Raw genomic sequence first — 18,367 nt, 5'->3', positions numbered from 1 at the left:
AAGGGGCCGGCGGCATATGCCACCGGCCCCTTTCCCGCCCCGTCCCTCCGGCCTCAGCCGGCGAGCTTGGCCTTGATCACCTCGTTCACCAGGGCCGGATTACCCTTGCCCTGCATCGCCCGCATCGTCTGGCCGACGAAGAAGCCGAAGAGCTTCTCCTTGCCGGAACGGAATTCCGCCACCTTGTCGGCGTTCTTCGCCAGGACCTCATCCACCACCGCCTCGATGGCGCCGGTATCGGTCACCTGCCTCAGCCCCCGCTCCTCCACGATCTCGCCGGGCGAGCGGCCCGTCTCGACCATGGCCTCGAAGACCTCCTTGGCCAGCTTGCCGGACAGGGTGTTGTCCGCCATCAGGTCCAGCAGCGCGCCCAGATTCTTCGCCGAAACCGGGGAAGTGGTGATGTCCGTCCTGGTGCGGTTCAGCGCCGCGAAGAGATCGCCCATCACCCAGTTGGCCGCCTGCTTGGCATCGCGCCCGCGGGCAACCTCCTCGTAATAGGCGGCCGTCTCCTTCTCCAGCGTCAGCACATGGGCGTCATAGGCGGTGAGGCCGTATTCGCCGACATAGCGGGCGCGGCGGTCGTCCGGCAGCTCGGAAAGCCCGGATTTCAGCTCCTCGATCCAGGCCGGCTCCAGCACCAGCGGCGGCAGGTCCGGGTCGGGGAAGTAGCGGTAGTCATGCGCATCCTCCTTGGAACGCATGGAGCGCGTCACGCCCCGGCCGGTGTCGAAGAGCCGCGTCTCCTGCTCCACCGTGCCACCCGATTCCCAGACCTCGATCTGGCGCCGCGCCTCGGCCTCGACGGCCTGCATGACGAAGCGGATGGAGTTGACGTTCTTCACCTCGCAGCGCGTGCGGAACCCCTCCCCCGTCTTGCGCACGGAGACGTTCACGTCGGCGCGGAGGCTGCCTTCCTCCATGTTGCCGTCGCAGGTGCCGAGATAGCGCAGGATCTGCCGCAGCTTGGTGACATAGGCCCCGGCCTCTTCCGGCGAGCGGAGGTCCGGCTCGGAGACGATCTCCATCAGCGCCACGCCGGCCCGGTTCAGGTCCACGAAGGTCCGCGACGGGTCCTGGTCGTGCAGCGACTTGCCGGCATCCTGCTCCAGATGCAGACGGGTGATGCCGATCTCCTTCGCCGTGCCGTCGGACAGCTCGATGGTCAGCTTGCCCTCCCCCACGATGGGGAAAGCGAACTGGCTGATCTGATAGCCCGTCGGCAGGTCGGCGTAGAAATAGTTCTTCCGGTCGAAGCGCGACCAGGGATTGATCTTCGCCTTCAGCCCCAGCCCGGTGCGCACCGCCTGGGCCACGCATTCCCGGTTGATGACCGGCAGCATGCCCGGCATTCCGGCATCCACGAAGGAAACCTGGCTGTTCGGCGCGGCGCCGAATTCGGTCGCCGCGCCGGAGAAGAGCTTGGCTTCGGAACTGACCTGGGCATGGACCTCCAGCCCGATCACCAGTTCCCAGGGGCCGGTCTCGCCCTCGATCGTATAGCTCATCGGCTTTCCCTCTTCGCCCAAGCGAAGACTTTCTGCTGTTCCGCCTTCACAAAGCGGCTCTGTTTCTCAGGCGTACCGTCAGCATCGAAGCCGAGCCGCACCGCCAGCGCGATGAAACCCTGCAACGCCTCGCCGCAGAGCACTCCCTCGCGCACATCCTCTGCGCGGACCACGACGGCAGAAAGCAGCGGCAGCCGCTCCCTGTCGGCTCGGGCGCAAAGTTCCGCGAGGTGATCCCTCATCTGGGACCGGGTCTTCATGCTCCAGGCGATGCCACTGGCACGCGCCACATCACCATAGCTGAGACAGCGATCTTCCAGCGCCGCCGCACGGATGGCTTCCCGCGTCCTTTCCAGACTGAGCCTGCCATCCGCTCCGGCCACCCTCCGGTCCAGTTCCGCGACGGCGGCGAGGAAGGTCGGGTGCCCGGTCTTGCCGGCACGCTCACCATTCTCGACCATCGTCCGAAGCTCGGACAGGGTCTTGGACTGGAAGTCGACTGCCATCCTATGCCTGCCCGGCCCTCACGCCCGGTAGGGTGGTGAAATCGGCGGCCCGCTCCAGGGCGGTGCCGACCGCGAAGACGGTCTCCTCGTCGAAGGGCTTGCCGATCACCTGCAGGCCCAGCGGCAGGCCCTGCGCGTCCAGCCCGGCCGGGACCGAGAGGCCCGGGAGGCCGGCGAGGTTCGCCGTCACGGTGAAGACGTCGTTCAGGTACATGGCGACGGGGTCGTCCTGCTTCTCGTCCGCGCCGAAGGCGGCCGAGGGCGTGGCGGGCGTCAGGATGGCGTCCACCTTCTCCCAGGCCTCGTCGAAGTCGCGCTTGATCAGCGCCCGCACCCGCTGCGCCTTCAGGTAGTAGGCGTCGTAGTAGCCGGCGGAGAGCACATAGGTGCCGATCATGATGCGGCGCTTCACCTCGGCGCCGAAGCCGGCGGCGCGGGTGTGCTCGTAGAGATCCTTGAGGTCGCCGCCCGTGGAGACGCGGGCGCCGTAGCGCACACCGTCGTAGCGGGCGAGGTTCGAGGAAGCCTCGGCCGGCGCCACGATATAGTAGGTCGGCAGCGCGTATTTCGTGTGCGGCAGGGAGATCTCGACGATCTCCGCGCCCTCGGCGCGCAGCCAGTCGAGCCCCTGCTCCCAGAGCCTTCCGATCTCCTCCGGCATGCCCGGCAGGCGGTATTCCTTGGGTACGCCGATCCGCAGCCCCTTCACCCCGCGCGCGCAGGCCGCCGCGAAATCCGGCACCGGCAGGTCCACCGAGGTGGAGTCCTTGGGGTCGAACCCGGCCATGGAGCCGAGCAGCAGGGCGCAGTCCTCCACGGTCCGTGCCACCGGCCCCGCCTGGTCGAGCGAGGAGGCGAAGGCCACCACGCCCCAGCGCGAGCAGCGGCCATAGGTCGGCTTGATCCCGGCGATGCCGCAGAAGGCCGCGGGCTGGCGGATGGAGCCGCCCGTGTCGGTCGCCGTGGCGCCCAGGGCCAGCCGTGCCGCGACGGCGGCGGCGGAACCGCCCGAGGACCCGCCGGGGACCAGCTTCGTGTCCGGGTCGTTGCGGCGGGACCAGGGATTCTCCACGCCGCCGAAGGCGGAGGTGGCGTTGGAGGAGCCCATGGCGAACTCGTCCAGGTTCACCTTGCCCAGGAAGACCGCGCCGTCGCGCAGCAGGTTGGCGGTGACGGTGCTCTCATAGGGCGGCACGAACTCGCCCAGGATGCGGCTGGCCGCCGTGGTGCGGGTGCCCTCGGTGCAGAACAGGTCCTTGATGGCCAGCGGCACGCCGTCCAGCCTGCCCGCCTGCCCCGCCTTGCGGCGGGCGTCGGAGGCGCGCGCGGCCTCCAGCGCCTTTTCCGCCGTGACGGTGATATAGGCGTTGATCCGGGGGTTCAGGGCCTCGATCGCGTCCAGATGGGCGCGGGTCAGCTCCTCGGAGGTGATCTCGCCCTCGTTCAGCGCGTCCAGCGCGCCACGGAGCGTGAAATCGGTCGGGCGCATCTTATTCGACGACCTTCGGAACGGTGAAGAAATCGCCCTGGCGGTCGGGCGCGTTGGCGAGGACCTTCTCCGGCATGCCGCCGTCGGTCACCACGTCGTCCCGCATGCGCAGGACGGCGAGCTCGGGCATGGCGGCACCGCCCGCCAGGGGCTCGATGCCGGCCGTGTCCACGGCCTGGAGCTGTTCCACCCAGGCCAGGATGCCGTTCAGCTCGGCTTGCAGGCGCGTGACCTCCTCATCCTCCAGATGGATGCGGGCGAGCGACGCGACGCGCCGGACGGTGGCGGTATCGAGCGACATGTTCGGGAAGGAACCCCAGTTCAGAGTACAGACAAGGGCCAGGAAGCGAGCGGCGGGCCCGAAGTCAAGGGCCGTGCGCCATCGGGCGGGGCGAAGCAACTCCCGGAAGCCCGCGGAAACCCCGCCCGACCCCGGCATTCCGGCGAGCCACGGCCCGTGGCGCTGCAACCCGGCGCGCCCGGGCGGCTTTTGCCCGTGGCGGGCCGCCGGGGTGCCAAGGCGGGAAACGAAGGGCGGGAAACGAAACGTAACTCCGGACGCGCAGTGGTCGATCCCCTGGTGGGTTCGGCCTAAAGCACCGCCCACCGAGATAGACCACGGCCGGATGGGGCCGCGGCCCCTTGGCCTGTCCTTGGAGCCGTGCCCCGGCACAGCGAAGAGGACAGTGACTGGATGAGGCTTCTGCGCGTCGGAGACGGACCGCCCCCGGGCCGGGACCGCCGGGGGACCATGACCACCGGGATGGGATGCCATGGTGCGAGGATCCCGGCCCCTGGCCTGCACCTGTCCCTGCTGCTGCTGGCCGCGCTGCTCGTTCTCGTGGTGCCCGGTCTGGCGCAGCCCGCCCTGGCCCAGAGTGCCAACCAGAACGCCGCCACCTCCGCCCCCACGGCCGGGCTGACGCCCGAGGAGGCGCGCCGGGCGTTGGAGGTGCTGCAGAACGACGCGCGCCGCCGGGACGTCATCACCGCTCTGGAGGCCATCGCCCGCGTCGCACCTGCCTCCACGGCGGCTCATCCCGCGGCGACCGGTCCGGCCGCATCCAACCAGGGCGGCGCCACGGCCCCGGCGGCCGGCGGCCCCCCCCCGGCCTCGCCGGCTCCGGCGCAGGGGGCCGCCACACCGGCTGCCGCCGCGCCCGCCGAACCCGCCGCCGCGCCGGAGAAGCGCGTCTCGCTGCAGGCGAACGGCATCCTGGCGCAACTCATCGTGGCGCTTTCCGGCTGGTTCGCGAATGCCTCGGACTACCTGGTCACCGCCGGGCGGACCGTGGGCAATGTTCCGCTGGTCTGGGACTGGATCGTCCGTACCGCGACCAACCCCTATGCCCAGTCCACCATCCTCGACGCGGGCTGGAAGCTGGTCCTGGTCCTCGCCCTGGCTTGGACGGCGCGGCGCCTGGTCACGCGCGCCCTGCGCCGGCCGACCGCCATGGTCGTCCATCGGGCTGAGGAAGGCGTGGCCCGGCGGCGGCGCGAGCGCGAGGTGATGGGCCCGGAGGCAGCCGGCCTCGCCAGCCGGGCGGAGCTGCGCTTCCTGCGCCGCCTGCCGCTCGCCCTGCTGCGCCTGCTGCTGGAGCTGCTGCCCGTTGCCGCCTTCGCCGCCGTGGGCAACCTGCTGCTGGCCACGCCGCTGAACGATGGCTGGACGGTGCCGCTGATCATCCTGGCCGCCGTCAATGCCTATGTGGTCCAGCATATCGTGATGGCCATCTGCCACATGCTGGTCTCGCCGGATCAGGCGGCCCTGCGCCTTTTCAACATCGGCGACGAGACCGCCGCCTATGTCGAGGTCTGGCTCGCCCGGATCAGCCGCGTCGTGGTCTATGGCATGGCTGCGCTGGAGATGGCCCGGGTGCTGGGCCTCTATAGCTTGGCCTATACGTCCGCGATGAAGCTGCTGATCCTCGTCACGCACCTGATGATGGTCGTGGTGATCCTGCAGTGCCGCAAGCCGGTGGCCGAGGCGATCGCCGCCCCGCACGGCTCGCGCAGCACCTTCGCCCTGGCGCGGAACTGGCTGGCCGCCATCTGGCACGTGCTGGCGATCTTCCTGATCCTGGCCATCTGGTTCGTCTGGGCGGTGGAGATCCGCAACGGCTACGGCCTGCTCTTCCGCTATTTCGGCCTGACCGTGCTGGTGCTGGTGGTGGCCCGCCTGATCACCGTTGGCATCCTGGGCCTGCTGGACCGGGTCTTCCGCATCGATGCGGAAAAGAAGCTGCGACTGCCCTTCCTGGAGGAACGGGCCAACCGCTACTACCCCGCCCTGCGCCGGCTGATCTCGCTCGCCATGGCGGTGGTGACGGTGCTCGCCGTGCTGCAGGTCTGGGGGGTGGATGCCTTCGCCTGGTTCCACAATGGCCGGCTGGGCGAGCGCATCGCCAACTCCGCCGTGGTAGTGCTGATCGCCGCCGTGGTCGCGGTGGTGATCTGGGAGATGACCAATTCCTGGGTGGACCGGCAGATCGCCGACATGTCCGCGCGGGGCGACTATGCCCGCTCCGCCCGGCTGCGCACCCTGCTGCCGCTGCTGCGTACCGCGCTGCTGACCGCCATCCTAGTCGTGGTGGGCTTCACCGCCCTCAGCCAGCTCGGCGTCAACATCGCCCCTCTGCTGGCCGGCGCCTCGATCATCGGCGTGGCGCTGGGCTTCGGCTCGCAGAAGCTGGTGCAGGACGTGATCAACGGCATGTTCCTGCTGCTGGAGAACGCCATGCAGGTGGGCGACTGGGTGACCGTCTCAGGCCTGTCCGGCTCGGTGGAGGCGCTCTCCGTCCGTACCATCCGGCTGCGGGCGGGGGACGGCTCGGTGCATGTCATCCCCTTCTCCTCCGTGACCACGGTGACCAACACCAACAAGGGCATCGGCAACGCCGCCGTCTCCGTTACTGTCTCCGCCGACGAGGACACCGACCGGGTGGGCGAGGTGCTGAAGGAGATCGGCGCCGGGCTGCGCGAGGACCCGGCCTTCCGCGACAGCATCCTGGACGACTTCGCCCTCTGGGGCGTGGACAAGGTGGACGGCGCCACCGCGACCGTGCTGGGGCAGATGAAGTGCCGCGACAGCGGCCGCTGGGGCGTGCAGCGCGAATACAACCGCCGCATCAAGAAGCGCTTCCAGGAACTGGGAATCCAGATCGCGGTGCCGGCGCAGAACATCATCCTCACCCGCCCGCAGAAGCGGGAGGAGCCGGTGCCGGAGCGTGGGGCTGGCCGTGGGGTGGAGGAGAGCTCGGCGGCCGAGACCCGCTCCCCGCCCCCTGCGGCGCTCGGCAACACGGAATAGCGGCACCCGGCTCGCATCGCGTGAGAACGTCGTGTCCCATGATACTGAACTTGCGGCCATCATGGGGCGCGCCCCGGTTCCGACAAGGCTGGGTGGCGTGGCGCGTGCTTGACGGGGCGGGCCACCCCGGCGAAAGCCCGGGCTCATGCCCCTTTTGCCCTTGCCCGAGTTGCGGGCCGCCCTTCCCCGGGATGCCCGGCTGATCGGGATCGATCCCGGGCGCCGGACCATCGGCCTCGCCCTGTCGGACGTGCTGCTGATGCTGGCCACCCCCTATCGCGCGATCCCCCGGGGCAAGCTTGCCGCCAATGCCGCCGAGATCCGCGCCATCGCCGCACGCGAGGGTGCGGGGGGGCTGGTGGTGGGGCTGCCGCTGGGGCTGGACGGCTCCTTCGGCCCCGCCGCCCAGGCCGCCAAGGACTGGGCCATGGCAGTGTCCGAGGCGACCGGCCTGCCCGCCGCCCTCTGGGACGAGCGCCTCTCCTCCTCCGCCGTGAACCGGATGCTGATCGGCGAGGCCGACCTGTCCCGCGCCAAGCGGGCGAAGGCGGTGGATGCCGCCGCCGCCGCCTACACGCTGCAATCGGCGCTGGACGCCACCCGCCCGCCGCCCGCCCCGTAACCCCCCCGGACGGACCGGAACGCAGCGGGCTTCCGCCGAATCCACGCCGCGCCTATGGTCCGCCGCGACATTGGACGCCTGCCCGGAATGGTTGCCTTTCCCTCCCGACACCTCCTGGCCATCGAGGGCCTGCACCCCCTCTATATCGGGGAGCTGCTGGACCTCGCCGAGAGCTACGCGCTGCTCAACCGCTCCGGGCAGACCCGGCGCGACGTGCTCAAGGGCCGGACGCTGATCAACCTCTTCTTCGAGGACTCGACCCGCACCCGCACCTCCTTCGAGCTGGCGGGCAAGCGGCTGGGCGCGGACGTGATCAACATGTCCGTCTCCAACAGCAGCGTGAACAAGGGCGAGACGCTGCTCGACACCGCCTCCACGCTGAATGCCATGAAGACGGACCTGCTGGTGGTCCGCCACGCCCAGTCCGGCGCCCCGGCCCTGCTGAGCCAGAAGGTGGACGCGGCGGTGATCAACGCGGGCGACGGCACGCACGAGCACCCGACCCAGGCCCTGCTGGATGCGCTGACCATCCGCCGCCATAAGGGGCGCCTGGAGAACCTGACCGTCGCCATCTGCGGCGACGTGCTGCATTCCCGGGTGGCGCGCTCCAACATCCACCTGCTGAGCGCCATGAACTGCCGGGTGCGTATCGTCGGCCCGCCGACCCTGATCCCCGCCGCCGCCGGCCGGCTGGGGGTGGAGATCCACCACGAGATGCGCTCCGGACTGAAGGACGCCGACGTGGTCATGATGCTGCGCCTGCAGAAGGAGCGCATGGCCGGCGGCCTCGTTCCCTCCGCCCGCGAGTTCTTCCGCTTCTACGGGCTGGATGCGGAGAAGCTGCGCGTCGCGAAGCCCGACGCCATCGTCATGCATCCCGGCCCGATGAACCGGGGCGTGGAGATCGACAGCGCCGTGGCCGACGACCCCGGCCGCAGCGTGATCGGCGAGCAGGTGGAGATGGGCGTGGCCGTCCGCATGGCCGTGCTTGACATCCTTTCGCGTGGCCCGGGCCGGAACGACCGCTGATGACCGACACGATCTTCACCAACGTCCGGCTGCTCGACCCGGCTGGCGGCCTCGACGCCGCCGGCGGCCTGCTGGTGCGCGACGGCACGATCGCTGAGGTGCTGCAGGGCGGCCCGGCAGGCATTCCCGAGGGTGCCACGGTGGTGGATGGCGGCGGCGCCTGCCTCGCCCCCGGGCTGATCGACCTGCGCGCCGCCGTGGGCGAGCCGGGTGCCGAGCACCGGGAGACCATCGCCTCCGCCGCCCTGGCCGCGGCGGCGGGCGGCATCACCACGCTCTGCGCCCTGCCGGACAGCGAGCCGGCGCTGGACGATCCGGCGCTGCTGCAATTCGTGCTCCGGCGCGGCGAGGCTACGGGCAGCCTCTCGATCCTGCCCTATGGCGCCGCCACGCGCGGCTGTGCCGGCAAGGAAATGACCGAGTTCGGCCTGTTGCGGGAGGCCGGGGCGGTGGCCTTCACCGACGGCAACCATGCCATCGGCGATGCCAGGACCATGCGGATCGCCCTCTCCTATGCCCGGGCCTTCGGCAGCTTCATCGTGCAGCACCCGGCCGTGCCCAGCCTGTCGCGCGGCGCGGCGGCGACCGAGGGCGAGCTGGCGACGCGGCTCGGCCTGCCCAGCGTGCCGGCGGCGGCCGAGGCGATGCAGGTCGCCCGCGACATCGCCCTGGCGCGGCTGACCGGCGGCCATGTCCACTTCGCCCATCTCTCGACGGCGGCGGCGCTGGAACTGGTGCGCGAGGCCAAGGCCGAGGGGCTGCGCGTCACCTGCGACACGGCGCCGCCCTATTTCGACCTGAACGAGACGGCGATCGGCGACTACCGCACCTATGCCAAGCTGGAGCCGCCGCTGCGCCCCGAGAGCGACCGCGAGGCGGTGGTGGCGGCCCTGGCGGATGGCACGGTCGATGCCATCGCCTCCGACCACCAGCCGCGCGACGCCGACGACAAGCGCCTGCCCTTTGCCCAGGCCGAGGCCGGCGGCGCCGGGCTGGCGACGCTGCTCTCCGTCACCCTGGCCCGCGTCCATGCCGGGGACCTGCCGTTGCTGCGGGCCATGGCGCTGCTGACCGCCGGTCCGGCGAAGCTGCTGGGGCTGGAGTCCGGGCGCCTGGCCGCCGGCGCCCCGGCGGACCTCGTGCTCTTCGACCTGGAGCGCGCCTGGAAGGTCGAGGCCGGCAGGCTGCCCGGCAAGGCGCAGAACTCGCCCTTCGACGGGCGGGCGCTGGAAGGCCGGGTCATCGGGACCTGGAAGGCCGGGCGGCGGGTCTTCGGCGGATGAGCCCCTGGACACTCCATCTGCTGGGCCTGCTGATCGGGCTGCTGCTGGGCTCCATTCCCTTCGGGCTGATCCTGACCCGGGCCGCCGGGCTGGGGGATATCCGCAGCATCGGCTCCGGCAATATCGGCGCCACCAACGTGCTGCGCACCGGCAACAGAAAGCTGGCCGCCGCCACCCTGCTGCTCGACGCACTGAAGGGCACGGCGGCGGTGCTGCTGGCCGCGGCCCTGCTCGGCCCCGGCGCGGCACCGGCCGCGGCGGTGGGCGCTGTGCTGGGGCACTGCCATCCGCCCTGGCTCGGCTTCCGGGGCGGCAAGGGCGTGGCGACCTCGCTCGGCGTCTTCCTGGCGCTGTCCATCTGGGTCTTCCTGGCGGCGGCGCTGGGCTGGCTGGCGGTGGCGAAGGTCACGCGGATCTCCTCCGCCGGGGCCCTGGGCGGCCTGGCCATCGCGCTGCTGGCCGCCTGGGCGCTGGAGGTGCCGGCCGTCGCCATCGCGGTGACGCTGATCGTGCTCTACGTCTATGTCCGGCACCATGAGAACATCCGCCGGCTGCTGGCCGGCACGGAGCCCCGGATCGGGCAGGGCAAGGAGAAGCCGGGCGCTTGAACGAGGCGGAGGCCCTGGCCCGTCTGCGGCTGGCCCGCACCGACGGCATCGGCACGGTGCGCTTCCGCGCCCTGCTGGAACGCTTCGGCAGCGGCCTCGCCGCGCTGGAGGCCCTGCCCCGCTGGCCGGCGCGGCGGGATGGCGGGCGCTTCGCGCCGCCGCCCCCCGACATGGTCCGGCGGGAATACGACGCGGTGCGGGAAGCGGGTGGCCGTTTCCTGCACTGGCAGGAAGACGGCTATCCCGAGATCCTGTCCCTGATCGGCGATCCCCCGGCGGTGCTGGCGGTGCTGGGCGACCCGTCCATCCTGGCGCTGCGGCACGTCGCCATCGTCGGCGCGCGGAACGCCTCGGCCCCTGGGCGCCGCATCGCCGAGGAGATCGCGGCGGCGCTGGCCGGGGGCGGAATCGCCGTTACCTCCGGCCTGGCGCGCGGGGTGGACACGGCGGCGCATGAGGGCGCGCTGCGGAAGGGGCGCACCGTGGCGGTCCTGCCCGGCGGGCTGGATGTCGCCTACCCGCCCGAGAATGCCCGGCTACAGGAGCGGATCGCGGCGGAGGGCGGGGCGCTGGTGGCCGAGTATCCGCTGGGGACGCAGCCCTCCCATCGCCATTTCCCGCGCCGCAACCGGATCGTCGCCGGGCTGAGCCTGGGGGTGGTCGTGGTGGAGGCCGCGATGGGGTCCGGCACGCTGCTCACCGTCCAGCATGCCATCGAGGCCGGGCGCGAGGTCTTCGCCGTGCCGGGCAGCCCGCTCGACCCACGCTGCCGGGGCTCCAACGACCTGCTGCGGCAGGGCGCGACCCTCTGCGAACATGCCGGGGACGTGCTGGCGCACCTGCCGGAAGCACCCCGGCCGGTCTCGCTGCGCCTGCCCGAAACGGGCCGGACGGCAGGCGCCGGGCCGCGCCCCGGCGCGATGGATTCGCCGCCAGAACCAATGCCGGAGGGTTCGGAGACTGGCTATCTGCTTGACCTGATTGGCTATTCTCCCGTGGCGGTTGACGAAATCCTGCGCCGCTGCCACCTCTCGCATTCCGATCTTCAGGGCCTGATCGCCGATCTTGAGATGTCAGGACGGATCGAGGTGCTGCCAGGAAACCGCATTGTCCGATCCGCCGTTGCGGGTCGGGAGGACACCTCAGAGCAAAAATGACCGACGTCGTCGTCGTAGAATCCCCCGCCAAGGCCAAGACCATCAACAAGTACCTGGGTGGCGGCTACAAGGTCATCGCCTCCTTCGGCCATGTGCGCGACCTGCCCGCCAAGGACGGTTCCGTGCGGCCCGAGGAAGGCTTCGCCATGGACTGGGAGTCCGAGGAGCGCGGGGAGCGGCAGCTGCGCGAGATCGCCTCGGCGCTGAAGGGGGCCAAGCGGCTCTTCCTCGCCACCGACCCGGACCGCGAGGGCGAGGCCATCTCCTGGCATGTGCGGGAGATGCTGGAGAAGAAGCGGCTGCTGAAGGGCCTCGAGGTCCACCGCATCACCTTCAACGAGATTACCAAGCGCGCCGTCCAGTACGCCATCGACCATCCGCGCGACCTTGATACGCCGCTGATCGAGGCCTATCTGGCCCGGCGCGCGCTCGACTACCTCGTGGGCTTCACGCTGTCCCCCGTGCTCTGGCGCAAGCTGCCGGGCAGCCGCTCGGCCGGGCGGGTGCAGTCGGTCGCGCTGCGCCTGATCTGCGAGCGCGAGGCGGAGATCGAGGTCTTCAGGCCACGCGAGTACTGGACGGTGGAGACGCGCTTCGCCACGCCGATCGAGGCGCATTTCACCGCGCGGCTGACGCATCTGGACGGCAGGCGGCTGGAGCAGTTCGACCTGCCGGACGAGGCCGCCGCGAAGCGCGCCGTCGCCGCCATCGAGGCGGGCGAGTTCAGCGTCGCCTCGGTCGAGAAGAAGCGGGTCCGCCGCAATCCGCAGGCGCCCTTCACCACCTCGACCCTGCAGCAGGAGGCCTCGCGCAAGCTGGGCTTCGGTGCCCAGGCGACGATGCGCCTGGCGCAGCAGCTCTACGAGGGCGTGGAGATCGGCGGCGAGACGGTCGGCCTGATCACCTATATGCGGACCGACGGCGTGCAGATGTCGGCCGAGGCGATCCAGGCCATCCGCGGCCATGTCGGCGAGGAATTCGGCCAGAACTACCTGCCGCCGCAGGCCCGCGAATATTCCTCCCGCGCCAAGAACGCCCAGGAGGCGCACGAGGCGATCCGCCCGACCGACGTGCAGCGCACCCCGATGCAGGTGGCACGCTACCTGAACCCGGACCAGCGTCGCCTCTACGACCTGGTCTGGAAGCGCGCCGTGGCCAGCCAGATGGCCTCGGCGGAGCTGGACCAGACCACGGTGGAGATCGCCGAGGGCACGGGCCGGACGAAGCTGCGCGCCACCGGCTCGGTGATCGCCTTCGACGGCTTCCTGAAGCTGTACCGCGAGGATGTGGACGACGCCCCCGCCGCCGCCCTCGGCGATGAGGATGGCCGCGTGCTGCCGCCGATGGCGGAGCGGGACGCGCTGAAGCGCGGTGAGGTCACGCCTGAGCAGCATTTCACCCAGCCGCCGCCGCGCTATTCCGAGGCTTCCCTGGTGAAGAAGATGGAGGAGCTCGGCATCGGCCGCCCCTCCACCTATGCCTCCATCCTGCAGACGCTGCAGGACCGCAGCTATGTGAAGCTGGAGAAGCGCCGCTTCCAGCCGGAGGATCGCGGCCGCCTCGTCACCGCCTTCCTGGTGGCCTTCTTCGAGCGCTACGTGGACACCAACTTCACCGCCGCGCTGGAGGAGAAGCTCGACGACATCAGCGGCGGCCGCGCCGACTGGCGGGAGGTCATGGCCGAGTTCTGGGACGCCTTCTCCAAGGCCGTGGCCGCGACCAAGGACCTCAAGATCAGCGACGTGATCGACGCGCTGGACGAGGATCTGGGGCCGCACTTCTTCCCGCCGGCCGACGACGGCAAGGACCCGCGCGAATGCCCGAACTGCCATACCGGGCGGCTCGGGCTGCGGCTGGGCAAGACGGGCGCCTTCATCGGCTGCTCCAACTACCCGGAATGTCGCTACACCCGCCCGCTGATCGCCCCCGGCGCCGAGGGTGACGAGGCGGCGGGCTTCGCCGACGGCGTGCGTGAGCTGGGCACGAGCCCGGACGGGCTGCCGGTTACCATGCGGCGCGGACCCTATGGCATCTATGTCCAGCTCGGCGAACCGGGGGTGGACGAGAAGGGCAAGCCGACCAAGCCGCGCCGCGCCAGCCTGACCCGGGGCATGGAGCCGGAAGGGGTGACGCTGGAACGCGCCCTCGCCCTGCTGTCCATGCCGCGCATCGTCGGGGTGCATCCCGAGACGGGCGAGGAGATCACCGCCCATCTCGGGCGTTTCGGCCCGTATCTGACCATGGGCACGCTGTCCAAGTCGCTCGACAAGGACGATGACGTGCTGACCATCGGCCTGAACCGGGCCGTGGCGCTGCTGGCCGACGCCAAGCCACGTTCCGTGGTGCTGGGCGAGCACCCGAAGGATGGCGTGCCGGTCGAGATCCGCCGCGGCCGCTTCGGCCCCTATGCCCAGCATGGCCAGATCGTGGCCAGCCTGCCCCGCAACGTCCAGGCGGAGGATTTCACCCTGGAACAGGCGGTGGCGCTGCTGGCCGAGAAGGGCAAGCCGCTTCCCGCCAAGGGAGGCAAGGGCGGAGCCAAAGGCAAGGCCAAGGCCGGAGCGAAGAAGGCGGCCGCGAAACCCGCCGCCGGCGACGGGGAGGCGAAGCCCGCCGCCAAGGCCCCCGCCACGAAGAAGGCCGCGCCGCGCAAGGCGGCCGGCAAGACGGTGGCCAAGGCCGCCGCCGGCAAGCCCACGGCCAAGCCGGCGGCGCGCAAGACCGCCAAGGCCTGAGCGGACGCCGTCGCGATGGCACGCCGCATCGCGGGCACTCCCGGCCGGCCAAGCCTTCGCGTGAAGCTGCGCCGTGGCGCCGGCCCCCAGGCCAGCGTCCGCCGCCGCGCCGCCGCCGAGCCCGAGGCCCCGGCCAGCCTGCCGACGCGGGAGGAGCTGCGCGCCTTCCTGCGTGCTGCTGGCGGCACGGTGGGCAAGAGCCAGATCGTGCGGCATTTCGGCCTGGGCGTGGAGCACCGGCCGGCCCTGCGCGCCCTGCTGAAGGAGCTGCGGGCCGAGGGCAGCGCCGCGCCTTCCGGCCGCCGCTCCTTCCGCCATGCCGCCAACCTGCCGGAAACCGCGATCGTCGAGGTCTTCGGCACTGACCCGGATGGCGATCCCCTCGCCCGCCCGGTGAACTGGGAGAACGGCCGCCCGCCGCTGATCTACATGCGCCCCGAACCGAAGGGGCAGCCGGCCCTGGCGCCGGGCGACCGGGTGCTGGCGCGGCTGAAGCCGGCGGGGCGCGAGAAATACGAGGGCCGCACGATCCGCCGCCTCGCGGAACAGGGTTCCTCCCGCGTGCTGGGCATGTTCGAGAAAGGCCTGGTCCGCCCGGTGGACCGGCGTATCCGGGCCGACTGGCGCGTGCCGCTCGGCGAGGAGAACGGCGCCGGGGATGGCGACCTCGTCCTGGCGGAACCCCTCCCCGGCCACGGGCTGGGCCTGCGTCCCGTGCGGGTGCTGGAGCGGCTGGGCAGGATAGGCGAGCCCCGCTCGGTCTCGCTGGTCTGCATCCATGCCCATGGCATCCCCGACGCCTTCGACGGCGAGGCGCTGCGCCAGGCCGAGCGTGCCCGCGGCGTCGGGCCGGAGGGGCGCGAGGACCTGCGCGACCTGCCGCTGGTCACCATCGATGGCGAGGACGCGCGGGATTTCGACGATGCCGTCCATGCCGAAGGCGATGGTGGGGGCTGGCAGGTGACGGTCGCCATCGCCGATGTCGCGCATTACGTCCGCCCCGGCTCGGCGCTGGACCGGGAGGCGCGGCGGCGCGGCAACAGCGTCTATTTCCCCGACCGGGTCGTGCCGATGCTGCCGGAGGCGCTCAGCAACGGCTGGTGCTCCCTGCGCCCGGACGAGGATCGCGGCTGCCTTTTCGTGCGGATGCATTTCGACGCAGAGGGGCGGAAGCAGTCGCACCGCTTCGGGCGCGGCCTCATGCGCTCCACCGCCCGGCTGACCTATGAGGCGGTGCAGTCGGCGCACGAGGCCGGCGAGGCGCGGTTCGACGAGCTCTACGGCGCCTACCGCGCCCTGCTGGGCGCGCGGGAGAAGCGCGGCACGCTGGACCTCGACCTGCCGGAACGGAAGGTGGAGCTGAGCCCCGAGGGCAAGGTGCTGGCGGTGCGGCCGCGCGCCCGACTCGACAGCCACCGGCTGATCGAGGAATTCATGGTCGCCGCCAATGTCTGCGCGGCGGAGGAGCTGGAGCGGCTGCACCAGCCCTGCATGTACCGGGTCCATGACCGCCCCTCCGACCTGAAGATGGAAGGGCTGCGGCAGTTCCTGGACACGTTCGGCCTGTCCCTGCCGCCCGGCAACGAGTTGCGCCCACGGGACTTCGCGCAACTGCTGGAACAGGTGAAGGACCGTCCCGGGGAGCGGCTCGTGCATGAAACGGTGCTGCGGGCCCAGTCCCAGGCGGAATACGCGCCGGACAACATCGGCCATTTCGGCCTCGCCCTGCGCCGCTATGCACATTTCACGAGTCCGATCCGCCGTTACGCAGACCTTCTGGTCCATCGCGCCCTGATCGCCGGCCTGCGCCTCGGCCCGGACGGTTTGACAAGCGAGGAAGCCCAGGGGTTTACCGAAACCGGCGAAGACATCACGCGAACCGAGCGCCGCGCCGCCCAGGCGGAACGCGACGCGGTGGACCGCTATCTCGCCGCCTATATGGCGGACCATGTCGGTGCTACTTTCCCCGCACGGGTTTCCGGGGTGACACGCTTCGGTCTCTTCGTCACGCTGGACACCAATGGCGCGAGCGGAATCGTTCCGATTCGCGTCTTGCCGGATGACCGATGGGAACACGAGGAAGGCGCGCAGCGCTTGGTGGGCCGTCATACGGGCCTCGCCTTCTCGTTGGGACAGCCGGTCGAGGTTCGCCTGGCCGAGGCCATGCCCCTGACCGGCAGCCTGACATTCGATCTCCTGCAAGGCGACCCGCGCGCGGGTCGCAAGGCGGGCGTGAGGCGCCCTGCCGCTGGCAGGACCCGTTCCGGCGCTTCGTCGCGGCAGCGCTGATCCTGCTTGTTCCGGCCCTGCTCCTGGGGGCTGGGCCGGCACGCGCGCAGACCTACCCGGCCCCGCTGATCGAGACCACGCTCCAGGCGGGTTTCGAGGCGATCGCCGAGCGGCATCTCGATCCCGTGACGCCGCCCGACCTCGCGCTCTGGGCGCTGCGCGGGCTGACTGCCCTGGAGCCGGGCTTCGACGTGGAGGCGCGCGACGGCGTGCTGCGCGTCTCGCTGCTGGGGCGGAGTCTGGCGCAGCGCGCCACGCCGAACACCTTGGCCGAGGCTGCCATCGCCCTGTCCTGGCTCTATGGCGCGGCCTGGGGGGTCTCCCCCACCCTGCGGCGGGTCGGGGCGGACGCGCTGCTGCAGGCCAGTTTCGACGAGGTGTTCAACCACCTGGACCCCTACAGCCGCTATGTCTCGCCCACCACCGCCGACAGCGACCGCGACCGGCGCATGGGCACGGCGGGGCTGGGGCTGCAGGTCGAGGGCGGGCCGCGCGGCGCCACGGTGCTCGCGGTGATGCCCGACAGTCCCGCCGAGGCGGCCGGGCTGCAGCCGGGGGACGTGCTGCTGAGCCTGAACGGCATCTCCATGGCCCGGCAGACGCCGGACCGGCTGGCCGCGCTGCTGGAAGGGCCGCTGGGCTCGCGTGCCCGCCTGCGCATCCAGCGCGGCCGCGGCCACCGCAACATCGTCCTGCGGCGGGAGGTCGTGCCGCCGCAGACCGTCCGCACCGCGCGGCAGGGCGACGTGCTGGTGCTGCGGATCACCGCCTTTTCCTCCGACACGGCGGACCAGCTCGGCGAGGCGCTGCTGATGGCCTTCGACCATCCCGCCGCCCCGGCGCCGCGGAGCCTGGTGCTGGACCTGCGGGGCAACCGGGGCGGCTTCCTGCGTGAGGCGATCCGGGTGGTGGACAACATCCTGTCCGCCGGCATCGTCGCCCGCACCGACGGCCGGCACCCGGATGCGCGCCGCGTCTGGCACGCAGCGGGAATGGACCTGACGCAGGGGCGGCCGATCGCCATCCTGGTCGATGGCCGCACCGCCTCCTCGGCCGAGATCGTGACCGCGGCCCTGTCCGACAACGGCCGGGCGGCGGTGGTGGGCAGCGCCACGATGGGCAAGGGACTGATCCAGATCCTGGTGCCCCTGCCCAACGAGGGCGAGCTCTCGCTTTCCTGGTCCCGCATCCTGGCGCCGGACGGTTGGCCGTTGCAGTCGCTGGGCGTGCTGCCTTCCCTCTGCACCAGCCTGGGCGCGGACGGCGCCACCCGGGGCCTGGAGCGCCTGGCCCAGGGCGACGCCCCCATGGGCGCGGTACTGCGGCGCCAGCGCCAGGCACGGGTGCCGGTGCTGCCGAGCGAGATCGCCGCCCTCCGCAGCGCCTGCCCCCCCGCCGAAGGCCGCGACGGCGACCTCCAGGCCGCGGTTACGCTGCTGTCGAATCCCGAGGCCTATCGCACCGCCACGGCGAAGTGACGGGGCGGCCGGATGGCAACCATGCCGGCGGCTCGCCCAGGTGGGCCTCCGGCATGGGTGCCATCCGGCCGGTGAGGGTTGTTTCCGCGAGAGAAAGCTTGACGCAGCGGGCGCGGTGACTAGGTTGCGCCGTTCAACGGCCGGGGCTCAGTGCGCAGGCCTGTTTACGGAATCAGACCATGGCCAAGTCCAACACGATCCAGATCAAGCTCCTCAGCACCGCCGAGACCGGCTACTTCTACGTGACGAAGAAGAACACCCGGAATGCCCAGGGCAAGCTGGAGCTGAAGAAGTACGACCCGGTGGCGCGCAAGCACGTCGTCTTCCGCGAAGCCAAGATCAAGTAATCGCGC

General features: G+C 71.2%; 14 protein-coding genes. 10 read left to right on the top strand and 4 right to left on the bottom strand.

The annotated features are described in order from the left end of the window. Positions 1 to 53 precede the first annotated feature (53 nt). From gatB to gatC, 4 genes are read right to left on the bottom strand one after another with little or no spacing between them, the layout of a single operon-like run. Positions 54 to 1,508, bottom strand: coding sequence for an Asp-tRNA(Asn)/Glu-tRNA(Gln) amidotransferase subunit GatB (gene gatB, locus BT98_RS0105265; RefSeq protein ID WP_019459936.1), 1,455 nt, complete (start codon positions 1,506 to 1,508; stop codon positions 54 to 56). Continuing rightward, positions 1,505 to 2,014 carry a hypothetical protein gene (locus BT98_RS0105260; RefSeq protein ID WP_019459937.1) on the bottom strand — a complete coding sequence of 170 codons (510 nt, stop codon included), beginning with the start codon at positions 2,012 to 2,014 and terminating at the stop codon, positions 1,505 to 1,507. The genes gatB and BT98_RS0105260 overlap by 4 nt, the downstream gene beginning before the upstream one ends. A gap of 1 nt (position 2,015) precedes the next feature. After that, the gene (gatA, locus tag BT98_RS0105255) at positions 2,016 to 3,503 is read right to left on the bottom strand and encodes an Asp-tRNA(Asn)/Glu-tRNA(Gln) amidotransferase subunit GatA (protein WP_019459938.1); all 1,488 of its coding nucleotides are present in this window, start codon (positions 3,501 to 3,503) and stop codon (positions 2,016 to 2,018) included. Between the two features lies 1 nt (position 3,504). Beyond that, complete coding sequence (gene gatC / locus BT98_RS0105250; RefSeq protein WP_019459939.1) at positions 3,505 to 3,804, bottom strand: Asp-tRNA(Asn)/Glu-tRNA(Gln) amidotransferase subunit GatC; 300 nt, start codon at positions 3,802 to 3,804, stop codon at positions 3,505 to 3,507. A 450-nt stretch (positions 3,805 to 4,254) separates the two neighbouring features. Between gatC and BT98_RS23355 the strand changes: the two genes are divergently transcribed. The 10 genes from BT98_RS23355 to rpmG all read left to right on the top strand — a co-directional run bounded on the left by BT98_RS23355 (position 4,255) and on the right by rpmG (position 18,361). Further along, entirely contained in the window at positions 4,255 to 6,813 is a 2,559-nt protein-coding gene (locus tag BT98_RS23355) for a mechanosensitive ion channel domain-containing protein (protein ID WP_051544254.1), read from the top strand. 145 nt (positions 6,814 to 6,958) lie between these two features. After that, entirely contained in the window at positions 6,959 to 7,435 is a 477-nt protein-coding gene (ruvX, locus tag BT98_RS0105240) for a Holliday junction resolvase RuvX (protein ID WP_026032992.1), read from the top strand. 87 nt (positions 7,436 to 7,522) lie between these two features. After that, positions 7,523 to 8,464, top strand: a complete 942-nt coding sequence (locus BT98_RS0105235; protein WP_026032993.1) for an aspartate carbamoyltransferase catalytic subunit — start codon at positions 7,523 to 7,525, stop codon at positions 8,462 to 8,464. Next, on the top strand, positions 8,464 to 9,747 hold the full coding sequence (locus BT98_RS0105230) for a dihydroorotase (RefSeq protein ID WP_019459943.1): 1,284 nt from the start codon (positions 8,464 to 8,466) through the stop codon (positions 9,745 to 9,747). The genes BT98_RS0105235 and BT98_RS0105230 overlap by 1 nt, the downstream gene beginning before the upstream one ends. Continuing rightward, a complete protein-coding gene (gene plsY / locus BT98_RS0105225) occupies positions 9,744 to 10,355 on the top strand; it encodes a glycerol-3-phosphate 1-O-acyltransferase PlsY (protein WP_019459944.1) in 612 nt (203 codons plus the stop codon). The genes BT98_RS0105230 and plsY overlap by 4 nt, the downstream gene beginning before the upstream one ends. Then, positions 10,352 to 11,512 carry a DNA-processing protein DprA gene (gene dprA / locus BT98_RS0105220; RefSeq protein WP_019459945.1) on the top strand — a complete coding sequence of 387 codons (1,161 nt, stop codon included), beginning with the start codon at positions 10,352 to 10,354 and terminating at the stop codon, positions 11,510 to 11,512. Before plsY ends, dprA begins: the two co-directional genes overlap by 4 nt. Beyond that, positions 11,509 to 14,247 (top strand): type I DNA topoisomerase, encoded by a 2,739-nt coding sequence (gene topA, locus BT98_RS0105215; RefSeq protein ID WP_019459946.1) that lies wholly within the window; start codon positions 11,509 to 11,511, stop codon positions 14,245 to 14,247. The genes dprA and topA overlap by 4 nt, the downstream gene beginning before the upstream one ends. A gap of 15 nt (positions 14,248 to 14,262) precedes the next feature. Continuing rightward, positions 14,263 to 16,536 (top strand): ribonuclease R, encoded by a 2,274-nt coding sequence (gene rnr, locus BT98_RS0105210; protein ID WP_019459947.1) that lies wholly within the window; start codon positions 14,263 to 14,265, stop codon positions 16,534 to 16,536. A 125-nt stretch (positions 16,537 to 16,661) separates the two neighbouring features. Further along, positions 16,662 to 18,014: a S41 family peptidase gene (locus BT98_RS28385; protein WP_019459948.1), complete on the top strand. Its 1,353-nt coding sequence runs from the start codon at positions 16,662 to 16,664 to the stop codon at positions 18,012 to 18,014. A gap of 179 nt (positions 18,015 to 18,193) precedes the next feature. Further along, positions 18,194 to 18,361 carry a 50S ribosomal protein L33 gene (gene rpmG / locus BT98_RS0105200; RefSeq protein WP_019459949.1) on the top strand — a complete coding sequence of 56 codons (168 nt, stop codon included), beginning with the start codon at positions 18,194 to 18,196 and terminating at the stop codon, positions 18,359 to 18,361. Positions 18,362 to 18,367: the final 6 nt, after the last annotated feature.

This window comes from Roseomonas mucosa ATCC BAA-692 (assembly GCF_000622225.1).
Taxonomy (GTDB): Bacteria; Pseudomonadota; Alphaproteobacteria; order Acetobacterales; family Acetobacteraceae; genus Roseomonas; species Roseomonas mucosa.
The sequence above is the reverse complement of the archived record's forward strand: the minus strand, read 5'-3'. Positions and strand labels throughout refer to the sequence as shown.

Excerpts from the sequence above, each read along its gene's own strand:
- ruvX (WP_026032992.1), top strand. The coding sequence starts at position 6,959 with ATGCCCCTTTTGCCCTTGCCCGAGTTGCGGGCCGCCCTTCCCCGGGAT.
- BT98_RS0105260 (WP_019459937.1), bottom strand. The coding sequence starts at position 2,014 with ATGGCAGTCGACTTCCAGTCCAAGACCCTGTCCGAGCTTCGGACGATG.
- gatC (WP_019459939.1), bottom strand. The coding sequence starts at position 3,804 with ATGTCGCTCGATACCGCCACCGTCCGGCGCGTCGCGTCGCTCGCCCGC.
- topA (WP_019459946.1), top strand. The coding sequence starts at position 11,509 with ATGACCGACGTCGTCGTCGTAGAATCCCCCGCCAAGGCCAAGACCATC.
- plsY (WP_019459944.1), top strand. The coding sequence starts at position 9,744 with ATGAGCCCCTGGACACTCCATCTGCTGGGCCTGCTGATCGGGCTGCTG.
- gatB (WP_019459936.1), bottom strand. The coding sequence starts at position 1,508 with ATGAGCTATACGATCGAGGGCGAGACCGGCCCCTGGGAACTGGTGATC.
- gatA (WP_019459938.1), bottom strand. The coding sequence starts at position 3,503 with ATGCGCCCGACCGATTTCACGCTCCGTGGCGCGCTGGACGCGCTGAAC.
- rpmG (WP_019459949.1), top strand. The coding sequence starts at position 18,194 with ATGGCCAAGTCCAACACGATCCAGATCAAGCTCCTCAGCACCGCCGAG.
- BT98_RS0105230 (WP_019459943.1), top strand. The coding sequence starts at position 8,464 with ATGACCGACACGATCTTCACCAACGTCCGGCTGCTCGACCCGGCTGGC.
- BT98_RS23355 (WP_051544254.1), top strand. The coding sequence starts at position 4,255 with ATGACCACCGGGATGGGATGCCATGGTGCGAGGATCCCGGCCCCTGGC.
- rnr (WP_019459947.1), top strand. The coding sequence starts at position 14,263 with ATGGCACGCCGCATCGCGGGCACTCCCGGCCGGCCAAGCCTTCGCGTG.
- BT98_RS0105235 (WP_026032993.1), top strand. The coding sequence starts at position 7,523 with ATGGTTGCCTTTCCCTCCCGACACCTCCTGGCCATCGAGGGCCTGCAC.